The organism is Undibacterium sp. Di24W (assembly GCF_049340325.1).
Lineage (GTDB): Bacteria > Pseudomonadota > Gammaproteobacteria > Burkholderiales > Burkholderiaceae_D > Undibacterium.
On the sequence record NZ_JBMPOP010000006.1, the window covers coordinates 76,545 to 98,252 of the forward strand.

18 protein-coding genes are annotated in these 21,708 nt (G+C 48.7%); 12 read left to right on the forward strand and 6 right to left on the reverse strand.

The features are described from left to right. Positions 1–20 precede the first annotated feature (20 nt). Positions 21–893 carry an alpha/beta fold hydrolase gene (locus tag ACO0KZ_RS13900; RefSeq protein ID WP_422996195.1) on the reverse strand — a complete coding sequence of 291 codons (873 nt, stop codon included), beginning with the start codon at positions 891–893 and terminating at the stop codon, positions 21–23. 244 nt (positions 894–1,137) lie between these two features. Beyond that, positions 1,138–3,423 carry a TonB-dependent receptor gene (locus ACO0KZ_RS13905; protein ID WP_422996197.1) on the reverse strand — a complete coding sequence of 762 codons (2,286 nt, stop codon included), beginning with the start codon at positions 3,421–3,423 and terminating at the stop codon, positions 1,138–1,140. Between the two features lie 526 nt (positions 3,424–3,949). Here ACO0KZ_RS13905 and ACO0KZ_RS13910 point away from each other — a divergent pair. From ACO0KZ_RS13910 to pbpC, 3 genes are all read left to right on the forward strand, one after another. After that, a complete protein-coding gene (locus ACO0KZ_RS13910; RefSeq protein WP_422996199.1) occupies positions 3,950–4,852 on the forward strand; it encodes a LysR family transcriptional regulator in 903 nt (300 codons plus the stop codon). A gap of 125 nt (positions 4,853–4,977) precedes the next feature. Beyond that, on the forward strand, positions 4,978–5,433 hold the full coding sequence (locus tag ACO0KZ_RS13915) for a hypothetical protein (RefSeq protein WP_422996201.1): 456 nt from the start codon (positions 4,978–4,980) through the stop codon (positions 5,431–5,433). Positions 5,434–5,589: 156 nt separating this feature from the next. Next, positions 5,590–7,998 (forward strand): penicillin-binding protein 1C, encoded by a 2,409-nt coding sequence (gene pbpC, locus ACO0KZ_RS13920; protein WP_422996203.1) that lies wholly within the window; start codon positions 5,590–5,592, stop codon positions 7,996–7,998. Between the two features lie 14 nt (positions 7,999–8,012). Here pbpC and ACO0KZ_RS13925 read toward each other — a convergent pair whose 3' ends face one another. Continuing rightward, positions 8,013–8,621 carry a hypothetical protein gene (locus tag ACO0KZ_RS13925; protein ID WP_422996205.1) on the reverse strand — a complete coding sequence of 203 codons (609 nt, stop codon included), beginning with the start codon at positions 8,619–8,621 and terminating at the stop codon, positions 8,013–8,015. Between the two features lie 192 nt (positions 8,622–8,813). Between ACO0KZ_RS13925 and ACO0KZ_RS13930 the strand changes: the two genes are divergently transcribed. Next, complete coding sequence (locus tag ACO0KZ_RS13930; protein ID WP_422996207.1) at positions 8,814–9,269, forward strand: FKBP-type peptidyl-prolyl cis-trans isomerase; 456 nt, start codon at positions 8,814–8,816, stop codon at positions 9,267–9,269. A gap of 77 nt (positions 9,270–9,346) precedes the next feature. Here the strand turns inward: ACO0KZ_RS13930 and ACO0KZ_RS13935 are convergent, their stop codons facing one another. After that, positions 9,347–10,090, reverse strand: coding sequence for a helix-turn-helix domain-containing protein (locus ACO0KZ_RS13935; RefSeq protein ID WP_422996209.1), 744 nt, complete (start codon positions 10,088–10,090; stop codon positions 9,347–9,349). 188 nt (positions 10,091–10,278) lie between these two features. On the opposite strand from ACO0KZ_RS13935, the gene ACO0KZ_RS13940 reads away from it, so the two are divergent. Beyond that, a complete protein-coding gene (locus tag ACO0KZ_RS13940; protein ID WP_422996211.1) occupies positions 10,279–11,034 on the forward strand; it encodes a hypothetical protein in 756 nt (251 codons plus the stop codon). On the opposite strand, the gene ACO0KZ_RS13945 is transcribed toward ACO0KZ_RS13940, so the two are convergent. Together ACO0KZ_RS13945 and ACO0KZ_RS13950 are read right to left on the reverse strand one after the other, a co-directional pair. Then, positions 11,031–11,933: a DMT family transporter gene (locus tag ACO0KZ_RS13945; RefSeq protein ID WP_422996213.1), complete on the reverse strand. Its 903-nt coding sequence runs from the start codon at positions 11,931–11,933 to the stop codon at positions 11,031–11,033. The genes ACO0KZ_RS13940 and ACO0KZ_RS13945 overlap by 4 nt on opposite strands. Before the next feature lie 81 nt (positions 11,934–12,014). Further along, the gene (locus ACO0KZ_RS13950) at positions 12,015–13,082 is read right to left on the reverse strand and encodes an MBL fold metallo-hydrolase (protein WP_422996215.1); all 1,068 of its coding nucleotides are present in this window, start codon (positions 13,080–13,082) and stop codon (positions 12,015–12,017) included. 211 nt (positions 13,083–13,293) lie between these two features. On the opposite strand from ACO0KZ_RS13950, the gene ACO0KZ_RS13955 reads away from it, so the two are divergent. The 7 genes from ACO0KZ_RS13955 to ACO0KZ_RS13985 all read left to right on the forward strand — a co-directional run bounded on the left by ACO0KZ_RS13955 (position 13,294) and on the right by ACO0KZ_RS13985 (position 21,672). Continuing rightward, positions 13,294–13,695, forward strand: coding sequence for a MerR family transcriptional regulator (locus tag ACO0KZ_RS13955; RefSeq protein WP_422996217.1), 402 nt, complete (start codon positions 13,294–13,296; stop codon positions 13,693–13,695). Positions 13,696–13,904: 209 nt separating this feature from the next. Beyond that, positions 13,905–15,089 (forward strand): isovaleryl-CoA dehydrogenase, encoded by a 1,185-nt coding sequence (locus ACO0KZ_RS13960; RefSeq protein WP_422996219.1) that lies wholly within the window; start codon positions 13,905–13,907, stop codon positions 15,087–15,089. A gap of 208 nt (positions 15,090–15,297) precedes the next feature. Next, positions 15,298–17,064, forward strand: a complete 1,767-nt coding sequence (gene aceK / locus ACO0KZ_RS13965; protein WP_422996221.1) for a bifunctional isocitrate dehydrogenase kinase/phosphatase — start codon at positions 15,298–15,300, stop codon at positions 17,062–17,064. Between the two features lie 292 nt (positions 17,065–17,356). Next, a complete protein-coding gene (locus ACO0KZ_RS13970) occupies positions 17,357–18,553 on the forward strand; it encodes an acetyl-CoA C-acetyltransferase (RefSeq protein WP_422996223.1) in 1,197 nt (398 codons plus the stop codon). Positions 18,554–18,806: 253 nt separating this feature from the next. After that, positions 18,807–19,475, forward strand: coding sequence for an SDR family oxidoreductase (locus ACO0KZ_RS13975; protein ID WP_422996225.1), 669 nt, complete (start codon positions 18,807–18,809; stop codon positions 19,473–19,475). 211 nt (positions 19,476–19,686) lie between these two features. Next, positions 19,687–20,820 (forward strand): acyl-CoA dehydrogenase family protein, encoded by a 1,134-nt coding sequence (locus ACO0KZ_RS13980; protein WP_422996227.1) that lies wholly within the window; start codon positions 19,687–19,689, stop codon positions 20,818–20,820. A 246-nt stretch (positions 20,821–21,066) separates the two neighbouring features. Continuing rightward, entirely contained in the window at positions 21,067–21,672 is a 606-nt protein-coding gene (locus ACO0KZ_RS13985) for a 2-hydroxychromene-2-carboxylate isomerase (RefSeq protein ID WP_422996229.1), read from the forward strand. Positions 21,673–21,708 lie beyond the last annotated feature (36 nt).

Genomic DNA, 21,708 nt, shown 5'->3' on the forward strand with positions numbered 1-21,708 from the left:
CTACAAATGGAGTGTTTAACTTATTCCACCTGATTTAAGAATTTTTGTATGGCTGATTTTGCTTCCGTTTCGGTGAGCATGGGGGCATGGCCTATTCCTGGCACTTCTACATATTGCAAATGGGGCGCAACGCTTAGCATATAGCTGGCCTGTTCTTGTTCCAATAAATCAGAAATCGCACCACGTACCAAGAGGCAAGGACGTTTCTTCGTCAGGCGGCGAAATGCCCATTTTGAGATCCAGGAGCTGGCTTTGAGTTTGCCCGTTTTTAGTGGTGTCGCGATCAGGGGATCATACTGCAATTCCAATTTCCCTACTGCGTTCTGTGCGAATGCGCGGTGCGCCCATTTGTCCCATTCTTGCTCACTATTATTGGGAAACGCGGATTGATTGATCTCACGGATGTAATTTCTGGCTTGCTCCCAGTTGGCGCAGTCGCTGCCTTCGCCAGCGTAAGAGGCAATGCGATTCAAGCCTTTTTGTGACAGTACTGGTCCCACATCATTCAAGATCGATGCGGCGATTAGATTGGATTTACGTAATGCCAGAGTCATGGTGATCAAGCCGCCCATGGAGGTTCCAATGAAAACAGCACGACGAATGCCCAGGGCTTGCGCCAGACTTATGACATCCGCTGCATACACCATAGGATGATAGTGGCTGACTTTTTTGGCATGTTGTGAGCGGCCACGTCCGCGTACATCTAGCGCTAATACTCGGCGGCCTTGTTGCGCTATCCAAGGTGCGAGCTCGTCGAAATCAGAGGAGTTGCGGGTTAAACCGTGTATGCAGATTACAGGTAATTTGGACGTAGGCGTGAGCGCAGTATAGTCGCGTGCATACAGACGCAGACCGTCCTTGCTCTCAAAATAGATTTCTTTAAAATCGCTCACGATGTTTCAGCCCTGGTGGAGTTATTGTTACGTGTTGGTGATATTAGTGAGTGTCACGATATCGCACCACGAGTTCACCTGCACTCGCTACATTTTGCTAAAATTTCTAAAAAAGGCGACCAACTCAGTTTGAGCTGGTCGCTAAAGTTTCTAAAGCACATTGTGACAATGAGGCGGCGGATGCATACCAGATCTGCCCCTCATTTAAGCTTTAGAAAAAAGTTAGCCAAGGTGACGCTGTTATTTAGAAGCGATAATCCAAAGTCAAAGTGTAAGTGCGCGGATTGCCGTAGAAAGCGGTAGTGCTGCCTTCACCTAAGGTTGGGAATAAATAACCAGCGACTTTGTAGCGAGCATCATTCAGATTCTTGCCATGGAGACCTACACGTACCGCATTATCAGAACGGGTCCATACCAAACTTGCGTCCCACAATTTATAGCTGTCTTGATCAAGGATGGGTGTTGGTGTTTCGAATTGATAAGTTTTACCACGAAATGCCAAACTGCTGCTTAAGGATAGCTTGCCTGAATGACCCATCACTGGCATAGACCAATCATAGTTCGCGCGCAGGCTGGCAGTTTGTTTCGGTGTATTTTGAAACACACGTAATGAAGCGACGTCGATGTTGCCTGCACCAATGTACTTGGTGTATTTAGCGTCGATGTAGCTCAGCATCCCAGACAAGCTAAATGCGTCCGTAACACGCGCCGTTGCTTCAATTTCTATGCCGTCGATTTTCGCTTTACCCGCATTGGTAGTTACGCCAGCGAAGCTATCGTCTTTACCGTCGCCGTTCGTATCAATCGCCACTGAGCCTGGAATTTGCACATCTTGATAGTCGCTGTGGAATACGGCGACATTCGTGAATATACTATTATTAGCGAATGCGGATTTGAGTCCAAGTTCAAACGTACTGATTTTTTCTGGCAAGAAGCCTTGTTTGGCTTTGGCTAAGCTGAGTTTTGATCCTACCAAATTCATACGTGGATCAAAACCACCACCTTTAAAGCCTTCGGTCCAGGAGGCATATACATTTTGATCTGCGCTTGCTTTCCAGCTGGCGGAAATACGCGGCGTGAATTTTTTGTCTTCACGGTTCAGATCAGATTTGCTTAAATTCGTATCGGTTCTGAATAACACAGCTGATGGATTGCCCATGCCTGGCGAGCCGGCTGTGCCGAGATAGATTTGGCGCATGATACTGGCTTCGCGCTTGTCTACTGTGTAGCGACCACCGACCGATACACTAAATTCTTTACTCAGATCGAAACTGGCATCGGCGAAGGCGGCCCATGCTTTGGTATCAATATCGCCTTCAGTGAAAGTAGACGTACCGAGCAAACGTACATCAAATTTATTGTAGGCATTGGCGTCAATGTAATACAAGCCCGCTACGCCTTGCATTGATTTGCCAGTGTAGGTCAATTGGAATTCTTGACTGAACTGTTTGTTTTTGTAGAGCGCAGGCACGTCAAAATCGACCGTGCTTAAAGAATCGAAATCGATAGGGGCAAAGGATTTGTCATGACGTGATGCTGTGACGGATTTGAACATCAAGTCCGGTTCGATTTGGTATTCGACTAAAGCGGAGACACCTGATTGCGTTACTTGTTGCTTATGCCCGAGCACTGTGTTTAGGTTAGCGCGAGTGTCGTAGACATTGCTGAGTATAGGTGCGCCTGTGATTTTGCCGACGGTCAGGCGATGACCGTGTTTTGCATTGGAATCGTCTTGGCTTGTGTCGGCTGAGATGCGAATGAACAGCGCGCTATTCGGCATGAATTCTGCGCTTAAACGTGCAGCAGAAATGTCTTTGTTGTAGTTATCTTCACCCGTAGTGAAATCCTTACCAAAACCATTGCGTTTGAATTTGGCCAAAGTGCCGCCGACACGCACGGTGTCGGAGATTGGTGTGCTGGCTGTGAACACACCATCCATCTGACCATAGCTACCGACGGATGCTTTGAGACGCATATCCGTATTGGGTCCCATCTTACGGGTGACATATTTCACTGCACCACCGATGGTATTGCGACCATACAATGTGCCTTGCGGGCCGCGCAATACTTCAATGCGCTCTACGTCGTAGATGTCGGCTACCGCGCCTTGTGGTCGTGCCAGATAAATATCATCGAGATAGATCCCTACACCAGATTCAAAGCCGGCCAGTGGATCTTGCTGACCCACGCCACGAATGAACGAGGTCAAAGTGGAATTAGTACCACGTGATGCACTCAGTGTGGTGTTGGGCAAAGTCAATGCTAAACCGGTGATATCGGCGATACCATTTTTGGCAATTTGGTCTGCACTATATGCAGTCACGGACACAGGAACGTCTTGCAAAGTTTCTTCACGACGACGTGCACTGACGACCACTTTAGCGATCTGCGTGTCGTCGGTGGCTTTTGCTGTTGTCTCGTTAGATTGTGCGTGTGCATAGCCTAAGCCACTGCCGTAAATAGCAAAAATGGCGGCCGCCGAGCGGCTGAGTAGGACGAGCTTGCGCTGTGATTTTTTTGATGTAGTCATGATAGTCTCCAGGGTTGTCGATATTTTGTATTCGATCAAACCGAAGCTTGCAAAGCGGTTGCAATGGGCGGCTTATCGAAGTGGTCTTGCGGTAGTCTTGTAAGGTGCTTTTGTTTCCGGTGGTTTGCATAAGTATCAGCAACAGCACGGATTGCAGTGTGTCTGAATTCAAAGTGCTTAGAAAGTCGAGTAACTGCCCACTCACTGTGCATAAATGCACATACGTGTCTTTTCTTTATTGAAATGTCGATTCTCAGGGCTAAATACCGAGTTTCACCAGAATTAGCTCAAAATTCGCGCCAAAATTGTGCATTGCAGCGCAAATGATGCACGTGGTAAGTGCGCAACAAACTGATCAATGCGCCAATTCGGCGCATTTTCAACTTAATGAAAAGGTAATTTCTGCTAAAAAAAGGGCATTTGCTAAACTTATGTGCTTTGATGCACAATGAAGCTGTTCCGTTCGTGAAAGCGACTGTTTGTTCAGTCCGCCAAGATGACGTGCAATCGATGAACCTGGAGTGCTATGACTACCCTGCCTGAATGGACGGATTTACGTTACTTTTTAGAATTGGCACGCTCCGGCACTTTGTCCGGAACCTCGCGCCGACTTTCAGTTGAGCATACAACGGTCGCACGTAGGATAGATCGCTTAGAAGAGCAACTTGGTGCGACCCTGTTTGATCGCAGTCGCGAAGGCTATCAACTCACAGAAATGGGGCAAGCTTTATTGCCGCATGCTGAGGCGATGGAGAGTGCAGTTACCGCGGCGCAGGACGAACTAACGGGTGCACAGATTTCGGTGCGCGGCATAGTGCGTTTAGGTGTGCCGGAAATTTTTGGCTCGCGCATCGTAGCGCCCGCCTTGGTCGAGTTATTGCAAGCGCATCAGGATCTCAGTGTCGATCTGCTGTTGTTACCGCGTTTTGCCAACCTCGCCAATCGTGAAGCCGATCTTGGTGTCATGCTCGATCCGCCCAGCACCGGGCGGTATATGGTGACTCGTCTCGCTAGTTTTCGTATGTATATTTATGGTGCGCCTTCCTATTTAGCCCAGCATCCCCCGATCAAAGAACACGCCGATTTGATCAAACATGATTTTGTCGATTATGTGCAAGATCGACTCGCGAGTAGTGGTTTGAACTACATGGGTGAACTGGGTTTTACCCCGCATCGGCGCATGTGTTGTACTAGTCTCGCAGCACAATGCGAAGCGGCTGCTTTAGGCTTAGGTTTGATTTTGGCACCACCTTACGCGGTGCCCAATGATGGTCGCTTAGTCCGTGTCTTAGAGAGTAAATTTTATGCAGAACGTTCGTTTTGTTTAGTCGCACCAACCGATTTATATCGTTTGCAGAGGGTACGGGTGGTGTGGAATCTGTTACGCGATGTCGCTGAGAAAAATCCTGCCTTATTTATTATTCCTTGAAAGCCTAATCAACTTGAGGTCTAAACGAGGAAGTAGATTTAAATTATCATCACGCTTAACAATTGATAAAATCTATTGCACTTTGTGTGTAAAATTTAGCCTATTCTTTCTTTAACAAACACTAAATGAAACAAGCATATTTTTTACCCCCAAAGCAGTCTGGTGGCATCAGTCTATTGATGACTGCTGTGCTCATGATGGGGATCGCACTCATAGGCATAAGCTGTTTATATTACCTGCGTTTTTCCCAATGGCCTATGCAAGCAAGCTTTAGTCGCTGGAGTCAATCACTAGGCATCATTGAGAAAGAAGTCAAGAAGAGCGCAGGGCTGGTGTCGAATGGCGACAATCCAGTACCATTTGGAGACGGACTACGTAAATGCAAAATTAACGGCAAAATCGTATATTCAAATGTCGACTGTCTCGATAGTAATGCCACGACTCGTGCGGTTCAATTGCAAGATAACCGAGGTTTTTCGTCACCACCCAGTCCACCAAAAGACTCGGGATTAACGGTGAATTCGGGACCGACCCTGCAAGAAAAGATGATATCTAAGGCGACAGATAAGGCGGCTAAATGACGCGGCTAAATAAGCTGGGTTCATCATAGGCTCAGTTTTTACAATTTCAATCCGGCACATTAGCTCTACCTGTTTGTAGCATTTGTTCATGCCACACAGAATCGCATCTATGTGTCTACAATGTACTTTCTTAATTCATATTAGACCGTAATTCTCATGGCACTATTTTCGTCGTCTGCGTTAAGTGCCCGATTCTTACAGGGGATGAGTTGGTGTCGTCGTCATCCATTACGAGCTAGCCTTGCATCGGCACTCTGTCTGTTGCTGTTGTTTGATCAATTTTTCCCACCGCCAATTCCTGTGGATGCGCCCGGTCTAGTGGTTGTGGCGCGGGATGGAACACCTCTGCGTGGTTGGCCTGATGCCGATGGTATGTGGCGGTTTCCGGTGACGCCTGACCAAGTTTCACCGAAATATCTGGATGCTTTGTTGACCTATGAAGATCGTTGGTTCTACTGGCATCCCGGTGTGAATCCTTTAGCCTTGGGACGCGCTGCCTGGCAGTGGTTGCGGCATGGTGAAATTATTTCGGGTGGATCAACTTTAACGATGCAGGCGGCGCGCGCGATAGAGCCAGTGCCGCATAGTTTATCGGGAAAATTACGACAAATCTTGCGGGCGATACAGTTGGAACTACGCCTTTCCAAGCGCGAGATATTGACGCTTTATCTGAATCACGCACCAATGGGCGGTATCGTCGAAGGTGTCGAGATGGCGAGTCGTAGTTATTTGGGGAAGAGCGCGACCCAATTGTCGTCGGCCGAAGCGGCATTGCTGGTGGTCTTACCTCAGGCACCTTCACGCTTACGTCCTGACCGCCATCCCGAATTAGCGCAAAAATTTCGCGATAAAGTCTTGCGACGCATGGCGCACTTGAAGCATTGGAGCACTGCGGAAGTAGAAGATGCCCTGATAGAGCGAGTCGGCGCTAATCCGCCCCGCGCAGCCTGGTTGGCACCACTGGCCGCCGAGCGCCTGCATCAGGCGGCACGGCGCGATCGCGCATCGGTTCGTGGATCTGTCAGTGCTTTGGGTAAGACTTCAATTGAAGCGACTGTCGTTCGTTCTACTCTGGATCGCGAAGTCCAAACTATGTTGGAACGTATGCTGTCGGATAAAGTTGGGCAACTACCGCGTTTCGTTTCTATGGCGGCTTTGGTGATGGACAGCAAAACGATGGAAGTATTGGGTTACGCAGGCTCGGCGGACTTCTCTGATGCGCGGCGTTTTAATCATGTGGACATGGTGCGCGGCATTCGTTCTCCCGGATCAACACTAAAACCCTTTCTATATGCAATGGCTTTGGACGACGGCATTATTCACTCGGAGAGTTTGCTGGCGGATACGCCTCAATCATTCAGTGGCTATGATCCTGGCAATTTCCAAGCAAATTTTTCTGGTCCTGTCAGTGTGTCCGAAGCTTTGCAGCGTTCTTTGAATGTGCCCGCAGTCGATATCTTAGACAGAATCGGTGCGACCCGTTTCACAGCACGTTTATCGAGCGCCGGTTTGCGTCTACGATTGCCTAAAAATGCAGAGCCGAATCTGAGCGTGATATTGGGTGGCGCGGGAACCAGTTTAGAAGAATTAGTTGGCGCTTACAGGTCGTTGGCGATGGGAGGTATGGCCGGCACGCCAAGGATTACGCCCGATGCTCCAGTGCGGGAAGCGCGCATGATGAGCGCTGGTGCCGCATTCATTATTCGAAATATTCTAGAAAGTGGCGGCCATCCTGATCAACCCTTTGTCGAAGCCGATAATAGTGGCGTCCGCTTAGCTTGGAAGACCGGCACCAGTTATGGTTTTCGTGACGCTTGGGCGGTGGGCGTCAGCGGGCGATATACCTTGGGCGTGTGGATAGGTCGACCAGATGGCACGCCGAATCCGGGCTTTTTTGGTGCTAATGTTGCTGCGCCATTACTGCATCAAATCGCATTGGCTTTGCCGCGTAGCGAACCGTTGACTCAGGTGCGGCCCAAAGATGTCGGTGTTGCTCAAATTTGCTGGCCTTTGGGCGTAGCCGCTAACAATACAGCTGCCGAGCATTGTCATCAGAAGCGAAGTGCATGGGTGCTGCGCGACACGATACCGCCGACCCTACCAGACCGACTGCGCGCGCGCAGTTTGGTGGAGACTATATGGACTGATCCGATAAGTCACTTACGCACGACGCCAGCCTGCCATCCACAAGCGACCCAACGCGAAGTGGCTCGTTGGCCCGCGTTGTTAGAAGCGTGGTTGACGCCGCAACAAAAAATGGAATTAGGATTGGTTCCATGGTCGCCTGATTGCCCCCAAATTAATAGCGTTGGTAGTATCCGTCTGATGGGTTTACAACAGGGCAGTCGCTTACGGACAGTGCCAGGCAAGAACGACATACAAGTGACCCTGGATGCGGTCGGCGGTAGTGGTCAACATTACTGGTTGCTAGATGGCAGGCAAGTTGCGTTGGGCCAGAAAAAACGCCAAACATTTATCATTAGTACTGCTGGTGCGCATAGCATCACTGTTATCGATGCGGCGGGACACGTTGCGAGCCTTAGTTTTACTGTCGATAAGAAGTAGTGAAACTCCCCTTTTTACGCTACCAGTTTATGTGCAATGATGTCTGAGGCGCGTGTTGACATGCTCACCGACCGACTGATTTTTTTACTTAATATTTCTAAGTAATGGGTCTGTGTCTTCAGCGAAAAGCCAGAAGAGTAAGGATTCATAAAGCCATGTTTGCAAGCGACGGCAATCTCAGCTTGGTGCCCACGTTGCTGTAGATTTTTTACGACTTGATCGACTTGAAATGCTGCTTCGTGCTGCGCGAAAACAAAATGTGTAGAGCCGTGACTTTGCAAGTCTAAGTAGTTGCGAATCCGTGAGCCATAAAATAGCGTTGCTGTGCGCAATTGCGATGCACGACTTGCACTTTCCATCCACCATGCACTCGCGCCTACACTGAAGCCAATAACATGCTGTAATTGGGTTTGCTCTTCAACGATAGTTCGGATTTTTTTTGCGTAAGCCGCCACACCGCCGCTTGCCAGAAAAGCCTGGTAGGCCTGTTGCTCCGTTTGGACTTGAAAGCCTTCTTCGAATGGGCTAACGATCAGGCAGGGCGTATTGAGTTGGCGACTTAAACTAGCAATGGCTGGGGTATTTCCAAAGACGTCGGTGGCGATTAAAACGGTGGTGCGCATTGCAGCTAAATTCAGCCAAGGCTGAAGTGAAAACAAAAAGAGGGCGCAGAGTAGCTGACATCAATGCAAAAGGCAAGTTGGATTTAGTATTGAACGTTCTTGGACCTAGCATTTGAGGCTGTATAATCGCGCTTTTTAGCACGTAGGTTTTGCACACAGTGTGCAAACGTCTATTCAGAGAGTAAAAATAGTATGAAATTTTCTTGGTTGTTGGTGATGGGTTTGTGTGTGTTGAGTTTGAGTGGATGCCAGCGTAGCGATGGGCCCGCTGAGCAGGAAAATTTGGCGCGCGGCTCAGCGCAGGTTCACGAATTAAAAATGATAGATGAAGTGTTGGGCGGCGGCACTGAGGCCCGAACGGGAAATGCGGTGACGGTTCATTACACTGGCTGGTTATACGATGTGCGCCTTGCTAACTTGCAAGGGAAGAAATTTGATAGCTCACTAGATCGTGGTACGCCCTTCACTTTTACCCTAGGCGCTCAACAAGTGATTAAGGGATGGGATGTTGGCGTAGCGGGGATGCGTGTAGGTGGTAAACGTCGCTTGATTATTCCTAGCGAAATGGCCTACGGTAGTGGTGGTCGTGGCCCGATTCCTGATAATGCGGCTTTGGTATTTGAGGTCTTGCTGGTTGATGTGAAATAGGGACCATATTCGTTTGTTTAGACTTTAAAGGCTGATCAGGTATGAGCTAATACTGATCAGCCTTTTTTATAAGTAAATTATTTTTTGCGTAGTTTCGCAAAATCGTCTGGTTCCCAAGCACGCATCGCCATCAACAATCCTATGCCTTCGCGTTTTTTTAAAGGTGATTGCAAACTCTCAGCATGCAGCTCTGCGAAGCGGCGTTTTAATTGACGTAACTCCGTTTGTAACTTCATGGCGGCGGCCTCCGTGAGCATGCCATGGGTAAAAATAAAATTCTCTTTGGCTTGATGAAAATGCGCATCCAAAAAGTCAGGCAAGCCTTCTTTCTTAAAGTAGGTTTTGATCGGCCCCTGTGGCAGCCAGTCAAAGTCGCGGCTGATATTGAGACGTATGCGATTGCCGGGTAGTAAACTGATCAAGCCGAGCTGATCAAGCTTCAGTAATTTTTTAAGGCAATTCATTTCGCCTAATTCATACACTTGCAGCATGTCTTGCATACTCCAGTGATTGATAGCGCACACCGCAACCAGCAATAACTGATTATCTGAGACCAATTCTTTTTCTTGCAAAGCCGTCAGCGTGCTCAATTTTTCCTGAGCCAGGCTGGCTTCCTGTGTTAATTCAGCCAGACTAAAACCCAGATAGTGACCGATCTGAATTACGCGCTCTAAACTGATCATCGTGTCGCTGCTGTCTGCGAACAAACGTTTTATACTGGCTTCTGACAATTCCAAAGCCTGTGCCAAATCGCGATAGGTTTTCCCTTGCAATTTGAGCTGGTGCTTAATGGTTTTGAGGAGTTGTGTGATTTCTGTCATGGGCGTAAAAGATCGTGTTTGTAGATGCGTTTGAGTATCTGCTTAGCCTTCATCTTAAGGCAAAAATCGTTCATGAAGTATCACTAAGTGCAACTTTTCTTTGAAAATATCACCACTTTGTCTAATTTTCTGTCCCTAGAAAGACGGTTCGTGCATGCTGCGCTTCCAGATTTCTTTTTTTGAAGATCATGATGAAGCCAGTACAAAAATTTATCCCTGCTATCTTTGTTTTGTTTTTGTTCGGGGCATTTGTGTGGCACGGTCCGATTGCGCAACTGAGTGATTATCATGCGTTTGCCGATCAGACCATTTTGGGTGTTATCCCGCACGCGATCGATGTGTTGAGTAATCTGGCCTTTGTGGGCGTTGGCCTGTTCGGTTTGTCGATCGCTTTGTCCAATTTTCCCTTAGCTGATCGAAGCATGTCGTATTGGGCGTATTGGAGCTTTTTTGTCTGGATCTTGGTTACTAGCCTTGGCTCAGCGTTTTATCACTGGGCACCTGATGATCAACGCCTATTTTGGGATCGATTGCCCATTGCTTTGGCATGTGCTTCTTTATTAGCGGCTGTGCGTGCCGATCTTGTGCCGGGTATGAGCCGGCGAACGGCTTTGCTTGAACTGAGTATCTTTCTTGGCTGTGCGATTTTTTCGGTAGGCTGGTGGCAGCAGACTGCGGACTTGCGTTGGTATTTGCTGTTGCAGATTTCGACTTTGTGCTTAATCCCTATTTGGCAGTTCGTTTATGCCGCGCCTATGCGCCAGCGCCGTTTATTCGGTGGTGCGATTATGTTGTATGTTTTGGCGAAGATCTGTGAATGCTTAGACCACACCATCTTGCTGCATTTGGGATTGATTAGTGGGCATAGCCTGAAACATATTTTGGCGGCGCTGGCCGCTGCGTGGATCGCGTGGTCTTGGCGAAAAGTGCATCGAATCACTTAGCTGGTTTTTGCGCGATTCGTCAATGACACGCCAGCTATCACCAATAGGCCGCCGACCACCATAGAAATTAAAATTGGCTCGTTCAACATCAAGGTACTCAGGCCCACGCCGAACACAGGCACCAAATTATTGAACACCGCGGTGCGTGCCGGGCCTATGGTTTTGACACCCTCGTAGTACCAGACGAATCCAATGACGGTACCGAAGATGCCGAGGAAAGCGATGGCGCTGAGCACTTGCCAACTGAGTTTGTTAGTGTCGAGTAGAGGTAGTTGGTTGACTGCTCCGATTGAGAGTAAGAGTAAGCCCCAAAGCGACGCATAGGTGGTAGCGGCTATCGGGCTTAAGCCTTTCAGCGCTTGTTTGCCCAATATGGTGTAGGCCGTCCAGGAACATACGCCACCCAACATGAAGAGTTCACCCGCGCCCATCGAACTTGAAACGTCGTGCATCACATTGACTAGGTCGCCGCGTGTGATAACAATCGCTGCGCCGACAAAGGCGATTGCAATACCCAGCCACTTTATAGAACCCAAGCGCTCTTTAAATATGGCCGCCATGCTCAGGGCTGTGACAATCGGACTGAGTGAAACAAATAAGGCGCTACGTCCAGCCGGCATGCGTTCCAGCGCCGCGAGAAAGCAAATGTTATAGAGGAAAATACCGGTAGCGCCTAAACCAAAAGTGGCGAACCACTGTTGGCGCGATAATCTCGGTAGACCACCTTCCACTTTCCATGCCAACAGGACTAAAAATACACAGGCCACAATGAAGCGTCCAGCGGCGGCAATCATGTGAGGAATCGCTTGTGAGACGATGCGACCTGCGATAAACGTTCCGCCCCAAAATAAAGCGACACATACCAATTTCAGGTAGACAGAGCGTGGTACTTTATTCATGGGCAAGGCAAACGCTTATGTAGTTAGATATCAATGGTAAATTTGGGTTTGGTTACGGTTGATGTTGATCACTTAGATTGATCAGACGCTACACACAAATCGATAGACATCGTCATCACCTAATATCCGTTTCAGTTTTCCCTCAAACCAAAGATGATGGCAATGCGCCAGTGCTTCCCCCAAAGCAAAAGTGAGCTGGTGTGCATCGAGCGGTCGTTTGAACATGATCGGTACGATATCGTTCGCTGATAGCGGCGTCGTACAAGCATCCAAGACTTCTTGCAACCGTTCCGTGTGGTGGTCACGTAATTGTTGGATGCGGATATGAATGCCGGTAAAAGGTTTACCATGTGATGGCAGCACTAAAACATCGTCAGGTAAGTCGGCATATTTTTCTAAAGAATCCAGATATTGCTTGACTGGATTCGCTTCCGGCTCTGCGGCAAAGACCGAGACATTGGTTGAAATACGTGGTAGCACCATGTCGCCTGAGATCAGGCAATTTAAGGCAGCGCAACACAAGGAGACGTGTTCGGGAGAGTGTCCAAAACCAGTAATAATTCGCCATGCGTGTTGACCAATCGTGATGCTATGCCCATCTTGCAGGCGGTGGTACGAAGTCGGTACGGTTGGCACTAGGCGCGTGTAATAGGTTTTACGCTCTTGAATTTTGTCCTGCATCTCGACAGTCACCATGCCATGTTTGCGGAAGTGCGGAAACATTGCGGAGCCATCGACACCCGGCAAACCGGCCGACATCATGCGTGCAAATGCATACTCACCGGTACTCATATAGAGTGGGGCATTCCACATAGTACATAGCCAATCTGCGCTGCCCACATGGTCAGGATGGCAGTGTGTTGCGATCACACGTACGATGGGCAAGCCTTTGAGATGTGTGGCAAATAAGATTTCCCATGCATCGCGGGTGGCATCGCTGTTGATGCCACAATCGACCACGGTCCAGCCGTGCGCAATTCCGGTGTCAGTTGCGTACTCATCTTCAAGCAACCACAAATTGATGTGATTAAGTGCAAACGGTAAGTCCATTCTGATCCACAACACACCCGGTGCAATTTCTATCGTTTGACCCGCTTCTGGTAGTTTGTCATTGAGCGGGTAATGCAATGCTTGTTCTTGATGATTCATGGCTATGTGTATGTGGCACAACAGAGTATTGCTGTTGATTTTTGGGGAGTGTTTGTAAATTGACGTTTACGTTAACTGCGTTTCAGGTAAGATTCTAAGTTCAAAACGCAATTGATGTTGGTGAAATCGCGATTTTCACGAGAATTCACTGGCTTTTTTTGAGTGTTATTAAGGCAATTTTCTTGTTACGCTTACAGAAAAAATTTTAGCAATGGCAACTTACACAATTACCGAATTAGCAAAAGAATTCGATATTACGCCCCGTGCAATTCGCTTTTACGAGGATCAGGGATTGATCAGCCCAAGCCGCGAAGGCCCAAGCGGGCGCAATCGCGTGTACTCGGCACGTGAGCGCACACACCTGAAACTAACCCTGCGGGGCAAGCGTTTGGGCTTAAGCTTGTCAGAAATTAAGCATTTGGTGACGATGTATGACTCACCTAAAGATACAGAGGTCCAGCTTAAGAGCTTCCTCGAAGTCCTGGCCAAACACCGTGCTTCTCTAGAGCAACAAAGAGAAGATATTGAAGTCATGCTCGACGAGATCACCGCGCATGAAGAAGAAAGCCAGCGTTTGTTGGAAATTGTTAATAAAGCAAAAGTAAACGGATAAGAAATAGTTTGAATTGACGTTTACGTTAACGTCAATTAGAAGTATCATTTTTGACTTACGCAAAATGGGCTTTTAATTCGTTTTGCCAACTCTTTCGACATTCAGGCGGGCATATAATCTCAAGCTCACTTTCTACCGAGTTTTAGTAGAACGAGCGAGTCACAGCTGCTTGAAGTCATATCATCATTACTACCTAGATTGGGGACATTATGTTGCACTTACCAGGTTTAACGTTTGATCATGGCGAAGACATCGCCGCTTTGCGCGAAGCAGTTCAGCAATTTGCTGCTGCGGAAATCGCACCATTGGCTGCGGAGATGGATAGAACCGACCAATTTCCTATGCATCTGTGGAAAAAAATCGGTGAAATGGGTTTGCATGGCATGACGGTGTCCGAAGAATACGGCGGCGCCAATATGGGCTACTTGGCGCATATCATCGCCATGGAAGAAATTTCTCGCGCTTCCGCTTCCGTTGGTTTGTCTTACGGTGCGCATTCCAATCTGTGCGTCAATCAAATTAATCGTAATGGTAATGCTGAGCAAAAAGCAAAATATCTACCAAAACTGATTTCTGGCGATCACGTCGGTGCGCTCGCGATGTCTGAGCCGAATGCCGGTTCTGACGTCGTCAGCATGAAGTTACGCGCTGATTTGAAGGGTGATCGTTACGTTTTGAACGGCTCCAAAATGTGGATTACCAATGGTCCTGATGCGGATACCTTGGTGGTGTACGCAAAGACCGATCTGGAAGCAGGCCCACGCGGCATGACTGCTTTCATCATTGAAAAAGGTTACAAAGGTTTTAGCATTGCGCAAAAACTCGACAAGCTCGGCATGCGCGGTTCTCATACTGGCGAATTAGTATTCCAAGATTGCGAAGTGCCAGTAGAAAACGTGTTGGGCGGCGTAGGCAAAGGCGTTAACGTTTTGATGTCGGGTCTCGATTTTGAGCGCACCGTTTTATCTGGCGGCCCACTCGGCATCATGCAAGCCTGTATGGATGAAGTGGTTCCTTATATTCATGACCGCAAACAATTCGGTCAAGCCATTGGTGAATTCCAATTGATGCAAGGCAAACTCGCCGATATGTATTCCACCATGATGGCCTGCAAAGCTTACGTTTATGCAGTCGGTCAAGCCTGTGACCGTGCCAAAACACCAGAAGCCGTGCGTGCTCTACGTAAAGATGCCGCTGGAGCGATTTTGTACTCTGCAGAAAAAGCGACTTGGATGGCGGGTGAAGCAATTCAAACTTTGGGCGGTAACGGTTATATCAATGAATACCCAGTCGGTCGCTTGTGGCGCGATGCGAAGTTGTATGAGATTGGTGCCGGCACGAGTGAGATTCGCCGTATGCTCATTGGTCGCGAATTGTTCGCCGAAACTCTTTGAAATCGATATATCCGATTCTCCGGTGCATTCCGTTGTTGCCGGTCCTCGCAATATCGACATATTGCTGCGGGCGGCGCCTAGGACTGCATCCGGATAATCGAATATCTCGACATCAAAGTGCCGAGAATTAGTTGTACGCAATTCTGAAAATCGTTGAACTCGGTTCCTTGCGAGTTTGTGTTGAGAGGTTTTGAAACGGTTAACGCTGATGCCCCAAATCGCCTTTCCTAAATTGTTGTCTTCGCAAATTGCATTCGACATTGCAAGGACCATACTCGACGGTTTTGATAAGCATTACCGCTTGTTTCGTGCGACGACGCAGATGGCGAAACAGCGTTTTGAACGCGGTGATTGGAAAGCTGCACAAGAAGATGCGCGTGAACGGATTGCTTACTACGATAAGCGCGCTAAGGAATGTGTCCAGATTCTGGAAGATGAATACGACAGCGATGATCTGACCGATGAAGTTTGGCGCGAAGTGAAGTTACATTACATGGGTTTGTTGATCGATCATTTGCGTCCCGAGTTGGCAGAGACTTTCTTCAACACCGTCTGCACCAAGCTCTTGCACCGTACTTACTTTCACAACGACTTCATTTTTGTGCGGCCCGCTACGGCAACTGATTACATCGAACGTGATGATACCCCAGCGACCTATCGCGTCTACTATCCCGCAGCCGACGGTTTGAGCTTTAGTCTGAAACGCATCGTTACCAATTTTCAGTTACAAACACCGTTCGCACATCTCGATGCCGATCTGGCGAAAGTGGAAGCGTGCTTGTTAGAACAATTTGGAGATATGCGCTTTGAGCCGAACCATCAATTTCAAGTCTTAGCTAGCCTTTTCTTCCGCAACAAAGCTGCCTATATCATCGGCAAGAGTATCAACGGCAATCAAGAAATGCCTTTCGTGATCCCTATTATTCACAATAAAAATCGTGAATTGATTTTGGATACGGTGCTGTTCGATAACATGCACATTACGGTCTTGTTCTCGTTCACACGTGCCTATTTCATGGTCGACATGGATGTGCCATCGGCCTATGTGCAATTCATACGCAGCATCTTGCCGCGTAAGCCACGCAGTGAGATTTACACCATGTTGGGCTTGCAAAAGCACGGCAAAAATTTGTTCTATCGCGATTTCTTACATCACCTCAAATACTCATCTGACATCATCGAGGCTGCGCCTGGTATTCGCGGGCTTGTGATGTTGGTGTTCGCATTGCCATCGTTCCCCTACGTCTTCAAGTTAATCAAAGATAGCTTCCCGCCGCCAAAGGAAACCACTAAAGCTTTGATCAAAGAGAAGTATCAACTGGTTAAAAATCATGATCGCGTTGGTCGCTTGGCGGATACTTTAGAGTATTCCGACGTGGCGTTCCCACGTGCACGTTTTTCCGAAGATCTGTTAGCGGAAATACGTCGTTACGCACCGTCGATCTTGGAAGTGAGCGATGAAGAAGTGATTGTCAAGCATCTGTACATCGAACGCCGCATGACACCTTTGAATATCTGGCTGACAGAAGCAGAGCAAAAGGGGGATGACGCTGCGCTGGAGCATGCGATAGTCGAGTACGGCAATGCGATTAAAGAATTAGTCGGTGCGAATATTTTCCCCGGCGATATGCTGTACAAAAACTTCGGCGTAACGCGTCATAAACGTGTCGTTTTCTATGACTACGATGAGATCGAAACGATCGTCGATTGTAATTTCAGAACGATCCCTTTGCCACGCAACGAAGAAGATGAAATGTCAGCCGAGCCTTGGTATCCAATCGGGAAGTACGATGTATTTCCAGAGCAGTTCGGCACCTTCTTATTGGGCAACGCCAAGGTCAAACAGTATTTTATGAAACACCATGCCGACTTGTTGACTGCGAAGTATTGGCAAGATCGGAAAGAGCGAATAGTGAAGGGTAAGGTGGATGATGTTTTTCCTTACCCGCAAAGTATTCGATTTGAGGGCGGCTGACGAAATCCCGCCCCAGCGTTGTTGTGCCGTCTTGCCGTGCATGCGCACTGTCTTCGACGACACGCCTAGCTGGGACGCGATTGCGTCAGCCTCTTGAAGCAGAGATCTAGTAGGAAGACCGTGTGAGTATTAAGTCCCCGCCCCTTCAAGGGGCGGGTTAGGGAGGGGATGGGTTTCATTCGAGTGAAGAATATCGACAATTTGTCGATCGAAACCCATCCCCATCCCGACCTTCCCCTTTAAGGGGGAAGGAGAAATGCAAAAATCGTTATCAATAATTTTGGAGAAAACCATGAATGATCCTATCGTAATCGTCGGCGCAGCTCGCACTCCTATGGGCGCGTTTCAAAGTGATTTCGCGTCTTTGACTGCGAGCCAATTAGGTGCAGTGGCGATCAAAGCAGCAGTCGAACGTGCAGGCCTTAAGCCAGAGTTGGTCGAAGAAGTTTTGTTCGGTAACTGCTTGATGGCAGGCCAAGGTCAAGCACCAGCGCGCCAAGCTTTGTTGGCTGCGGGTTTGCCATTTTCGACTGGTGCGGTCACTTTATCTAAGATGTGCGGTTCGGCGATGAAAGCGACCATGATGGCCTATGATTCCTTGCTCGCTGGCAGCAACGACGTGCTTGTCACTGGCGGTATGGAATCGATGACAAATGCCCCATACATCATTCCAAAAGCACGCGGCGGCTATCGTATCGGTCACGGCACGATCATGGATCACATGATGCTCGATGGTTTGGAAGATGCGTATAATCGTGACGAGAAAGGAGGAGGTCGCAGCATGGGCACATTTGCAGAAGATTGCTCTGCGAAATACGGCTTCACACGTGAAGCACAAGACGCATTTGCGATCGCCTCCGTAACACGCGCACAAAACGCAGCGAGCAGCGGCGCATTTTCTTGGGAAATTGCTCCTGTGACGGTATCAGGTCGCGGTGGCGATGTCGTGATCGATAAAGATGAAGGCCCATTGAAAGCCAAGCTCGACAAGATTCCTAATTTGAAGCCTGCATTCAAAAAAGACGGCACGATCACGGCGGCATCCTCTTCTTCCATTAATGATGGTGCAGCAGCATTGGTTTTGATGCGCGAATCCAAAGCCAAAGAATTGGGTTTAACTCCTATCGCCAAAATCTTGGGTCATGCAACCCATGCACAAGAACCAGGTTGGTTCACGACAGCACCAGTCGGTTCTATCGAAAAGCTCTACAAAAAAATCGGCTGGACGACAGCGGATGTCGACTTGTTCGAAGTCAACGAAGCATTTGCCGCGGTGCCAATGGCAGCGATGCATGACCTCGGCATCTCTCATGACAAGATGAATGTTCACGGTGGAGCTTGTGCATTAGGTCATCCAATCGGCGCATCCGGTGCACGTATCATCGTTACCCTGATCGGCGCTTTGAAAGCACGTGGCGGCAAACGTGGTGTGGCGTCTTTGTGCATCGGTGGCGGTGAAGCGACTGCGATGGCGATTGAGTTAGTGTAAGCGGCATTAGCTTTTTTCGGGTAGAGCCGTAAAAAAGGCAGATCTCAGCGTCCCCTCCCCTTCAAGGGGAGGGCTAGGGTGGGGATGGGGTTTTGATCAGTGATCTGAGAAGTATTGTCACCGAAACCCATCCCCATCCCGACCTTCCCCTTGAAGAGGAAGGAGTGAACTGAGTGCACATAACTATCGATGGAACAAATAATGGCGCGAAGATAGCGCCTTTTTAGAAGAAGTAGAAAACGGAGTAAAAGCAATGCCAACAGCCTTAATCATCGGAGCCTCACGCGGTATAGGTCACGAATTTGCGCAGCAATACAAAGCAGCTGGTTGGCGTGTGATCGCTACTGCACGCAAGTCCGATGACCTCGCGCAATTGACCGCCCATGGTTGTGAAACGATGCCTTTAGACGTGAATAGTTTAAATGATTGCGCCGGTCTAGCTTGGCGTCTCGACGATGAAAAGATCGATGTCGCGATTTTGAACGCAGGTGTCTTTGGCAGCAGAACAAATGGTTTGCAATCGCCACAGCAAGAAGAGTTTGATCAGGTGATGCACACCAATGTGTTAGCAGCAATGCGCTTACTGCCTTTGGTATTGCCGATGGTGGAAAATGCCGGCGGTAAATTAGCTGTTTTGTCCTCACGCATGGGTTCCATCGGTTTGCGCGAAAACAATGTGGCATGGCTGTATCGCGCCAGTAAAGCGGCCTTGAATTCCGTATTGAAAGATGCCTCACTTAGTACGAAAAAAGCGACATGCATTGCCTTCCATCCGGGTTGGGTACAAACGGACATGGGTGGCGCAGGTGCCGAGATCAGCGTCGATGTCAGCGTTGCTAGCATGCGTGAAGTGATCGCAAATAGTAGCCGTGCGCAGAATGGACAGTTTTTGAGTTATGACGGATCGCAATTGGATTGGTAATTGAAGTAAACCCCTCAACGCCGAGACGCAGAGGCACTGAGGAACACCTTAAAAGAGAGGTTTTCTCTATTTTCGATCTTCTCTGCGGTGTAGCATGGAATTTCAGCAGTATCGCTGCGCTCCTGCGAAACGGTTCGCTCTTGCAAGAGCGAACTCCTTCCTCAGAGTGTCGGCGTTGAGCGGTTTTAAAAAAATACAAATAGGCAAAAAAATGCAACTAACATCAGAACACGAAATGATCCGCGACGCGGTGCGCAGCTTTGTGCAAGAGCGCATTACGCCAAACGCCCCACGTTGGGATAAAGAACATCATTTTCCTGCCGAGGAATTGAAAGAGCTCGCAGCGATGGGCGCCTATGGTGTGGCGGTGCCAGAAGAATTGGGCGGCGCAGGTATGGATTATTTGTCTCTGGCATTAGTGCTGGAAGAGATCGCTGCCGGTGATGGTGGAACCTCGACGGTCGTATCAGTGAATAACTGCCCTGTTTGCAGCATAGGCATGATGTACGCGAATGCCGCGCAAAAAGAACAATGGCTGCGTCCACTCGCACAAGGCGAGATGTTAGGTGCGTTCTGCTTAACAGAACCGCATGCGGGCAGTGACGCTTCCGATTTGCGTACTACCGCAAAACGCGAAGGCGATGAATACGTCTTGAATGGCGTGAAGCAATTCATCACCAGCGGCAAACATGCAGATGTGGCAATCGTGATGGCGGTGACCGATAAAGCCGCAGGCAAAAAAGGGATCAGCGCGTTTTGGGTCGATACCAAAACGCCCGGCTATATCGTTGCCAGCCTCGAACATAAAATGGGCCAGCACTCTTCTGACACCGCACAGATCTTATTTGAAAACTGCCGCATCCCTGCCGCCAATCTAATCGGTGAAGAAGGTATGGGCTACAAGATTGCGTTGTCTGGATTAGAAGGCGGCCGCATCGGTATCGCTTCGCAATCCGTCGGTATGGCACGTGCTGCATTCGAAGCAGCTTTGGCTTATGCGAAAGATCGTCGCACGTTTGGTAAAGCAATCTTTGAACACCAAGCCGTGCAATTTCGCTTGGCCGATATGGCGACGCAAATTGAAGCCGCCCGCCAATTGATCTGGCATGCAGCGAGTATGAAAGATGCGGGTAAGCCATGTTTGAAAGAAGCAGCGATGGCGAAATTGTTTGCTTCTGAGATGGCAGAAAAAGTGTGCTCCGATGCGATTCAGATTCATGGTGGTTATGGCTATGTGAGTGATTTCCCAGTTGAGCGTATCTACCGCGACGTACGTGTGTGTCAGATCTATGAAGGTAGCTCGGACATTCAGAAGATTTTGATTGGTCGTGGGTTGTTGGATTAGGTGTTTTTGAACGACTTTATGGGTGGCCCGTGAAGTTAAAGATCGCGTGAAATTAATTGACTGTCATTCCTGCGAAGGCAGGAATCCAGTGTCGTTCGTGAAGCAAAAGACAAGTTGAATAATTGCCACCTGAATCTGACGTCGCTAGATTCCCGCCTACGCGGGAATGACAGAAACGACGAGCACGGTACAAAAATTAAGCTGCAATAGATCATGAAGTGTGTGTGAATTGATAAAGGAGCTGTAATGAGCAATCGCATCGAATACTGGTTTGACTACGTGTCACCTTACGCCTATCTGACCACGCAAGTGATAGAAGAACTTGCCGCAAAATATGGTCGCGAGATCGATTGGAAGCCGATGTTGTTGGGTGTCGTGTTCAAGACCACCAACTCCAGCCCATTGACGATGCGCCCGCCGATGATGGCGAGCTATCACAAGCAAGATATGTTACGTTCAGCCCGCTATGCGGGTTTACCCTTTGTCTTGCCAGAACCATTTCCTATCAATACCCAAAACACGGCACGCGTTTGTTTATGGATGAAAGAAGTCGCACCTGAACGTGTTGGTGAATTCACGCGCGGGGTAACGAAAGCTTACTTCTCCGGCCCTGCGGGATTGAATGATATTGCGTGGTTAGCAGAATACGTAAATCAAATGGGCTTAGATGGCGCAGCGGCCGCAGCAGCATGTAGAGACGAACGATACAAGGCGCAGTTGAATGCGGCTTGTGAAGAAGCCGTCAGCAAAGGCGTGTTCGGCGCACCTTGGGTGATTGTCGATGGCGAACCGTTCTGGGGTAATGATAGGTTGCCGCAATTAGAGAAATGGTTGGCGACAGGCGGGTTTTAATTTTGTAGGGCGGGTGCAACCCGCGCCGCCAGCACT

Excerpts from the sequence above, each read along its gene's own strand:
- ACO0KZ_RS13905 (WP_422996197.1), bottom strand. The coding sequence starts at position 3,423 with ATGACTACATCAAAAAAATCACAGCGCAAGCTCGTCCTACTCAGCCGC.
- ACO0KZ_RS13910 (WP_422996199.1), top strand. The coding sequence starts at position 3,950 with ATGACTACCCTGCCTGAATGGACGGATTTACGTTACTTTTTAGAATTG.
- ACO0KZ_RS13915 (WP_422996201.1), top strand. The coding sequence starts at position 4,978 with ATGAAACAAGCATATTTTTTACCCCCAAAGCAGTCTGGTGGCATCAGT.
- pbpC (WP_422996203.1), top strand. The coding sequence starts at position 5,590 with ATGGCACTATTTTCGTCGTCTGCGTTAAGTGCCCGATTCTTACAGGGG.
- ACO0KZ_RS13925 (WP_422996205.1), bottom strand. The coding sequence starts at position 8,621 with ATGCGCACCACCGTTTTAATCGCCACCGACGTCTTTGGAAATACCCCA.
- ACO0KZ_RS13930 (WP_422996207.1), top strand. The coding sequence starts at position 8,814 with ATGAAATTTTCTTGGTTGTTGGTGATGGGTTTGTGTGTGTTGAGTTTG.
- ACO0KZ_RS13935 (WP_422996209.1), bottom strand. The coding sequence starts at position 10,090 with ATGACAGAAATCACACAACTCCTCAAAACCATTAAGCACCAGCTCAAA.
- ACO0KZ_RS13940 (WP_422996211.1), top strand. The coding sequence starts at position 10,279 with ATGATGAAGCCAGTACAAAAATTTATCCCTGCTATCTTTGTTTTGTTT.
- ACO0KZ_RS13945 (WP_422996213.1), bottom strand. The coding sequence starts at position 11,933 with ATGAATAAAGTACCACGCTCTGTCTACCTGAAATTGGTATGTGTCGCT.
- ACO0KZ_RS13950 (WP_422996215.1), bottom strand. The coding sequence starts at position 13,082 with ATGAATCATCAAGAACAAGCATTGCATTACCCGCTCAATGACAAACTA.
- ACO0KZ_RS13955 (WP_422996217.1), top strand. The coding sequence starts at position 13,294 with ATGGCAACTTACACAATTACCGAATTAGCAAAAGAATTCGATATTACG.
- ACO0KZ_RS13960 (WP_422996219.1), top strand. The coding sequence starts at position 13,905 with ATGTTGCACTTACCAGGTTTAACGTTTGATCATGGCGAAGACATCGCC.
- aceK (WP_422996221.1), top strand. The coding sequence starts at position 15,298 with ATGCCCCAAATCGCCTTTCCTAAATTGTTGTCTTCGCAAATTGCATTC.
- ACO0KZ_RS13970 (WP_422996223.1), top strand. The coding sequence starts at position 17,357 with ATGAATGATCCTATCGTAATCGTCGGCGCAGCTCGCACTCCTATGGGC.
- ACO0KZ_RS13975 (WP_422996225.1), top strand. The coding sequence starts at position 18,807 with ATGCCAACAGCCTTAATCATCGGAGCCTCACGCGGTATAGGTCACGAA.
- ACO0KZ_RS13980 (WP_422996227.1), top strand. The coding sequence starts at position 19,687 with ATGCAACTAACATCAGAACACGAAATGATCCGCGACGCGGTGCGCAGC.
- ACO0KZ_RS13985 (WP_422996229.1), top strand. The coding sequence starts at position 21,067 with ATGAGCAATCGCATCGAATACTGGTTTGACTACGTGTCACCTTACGCC.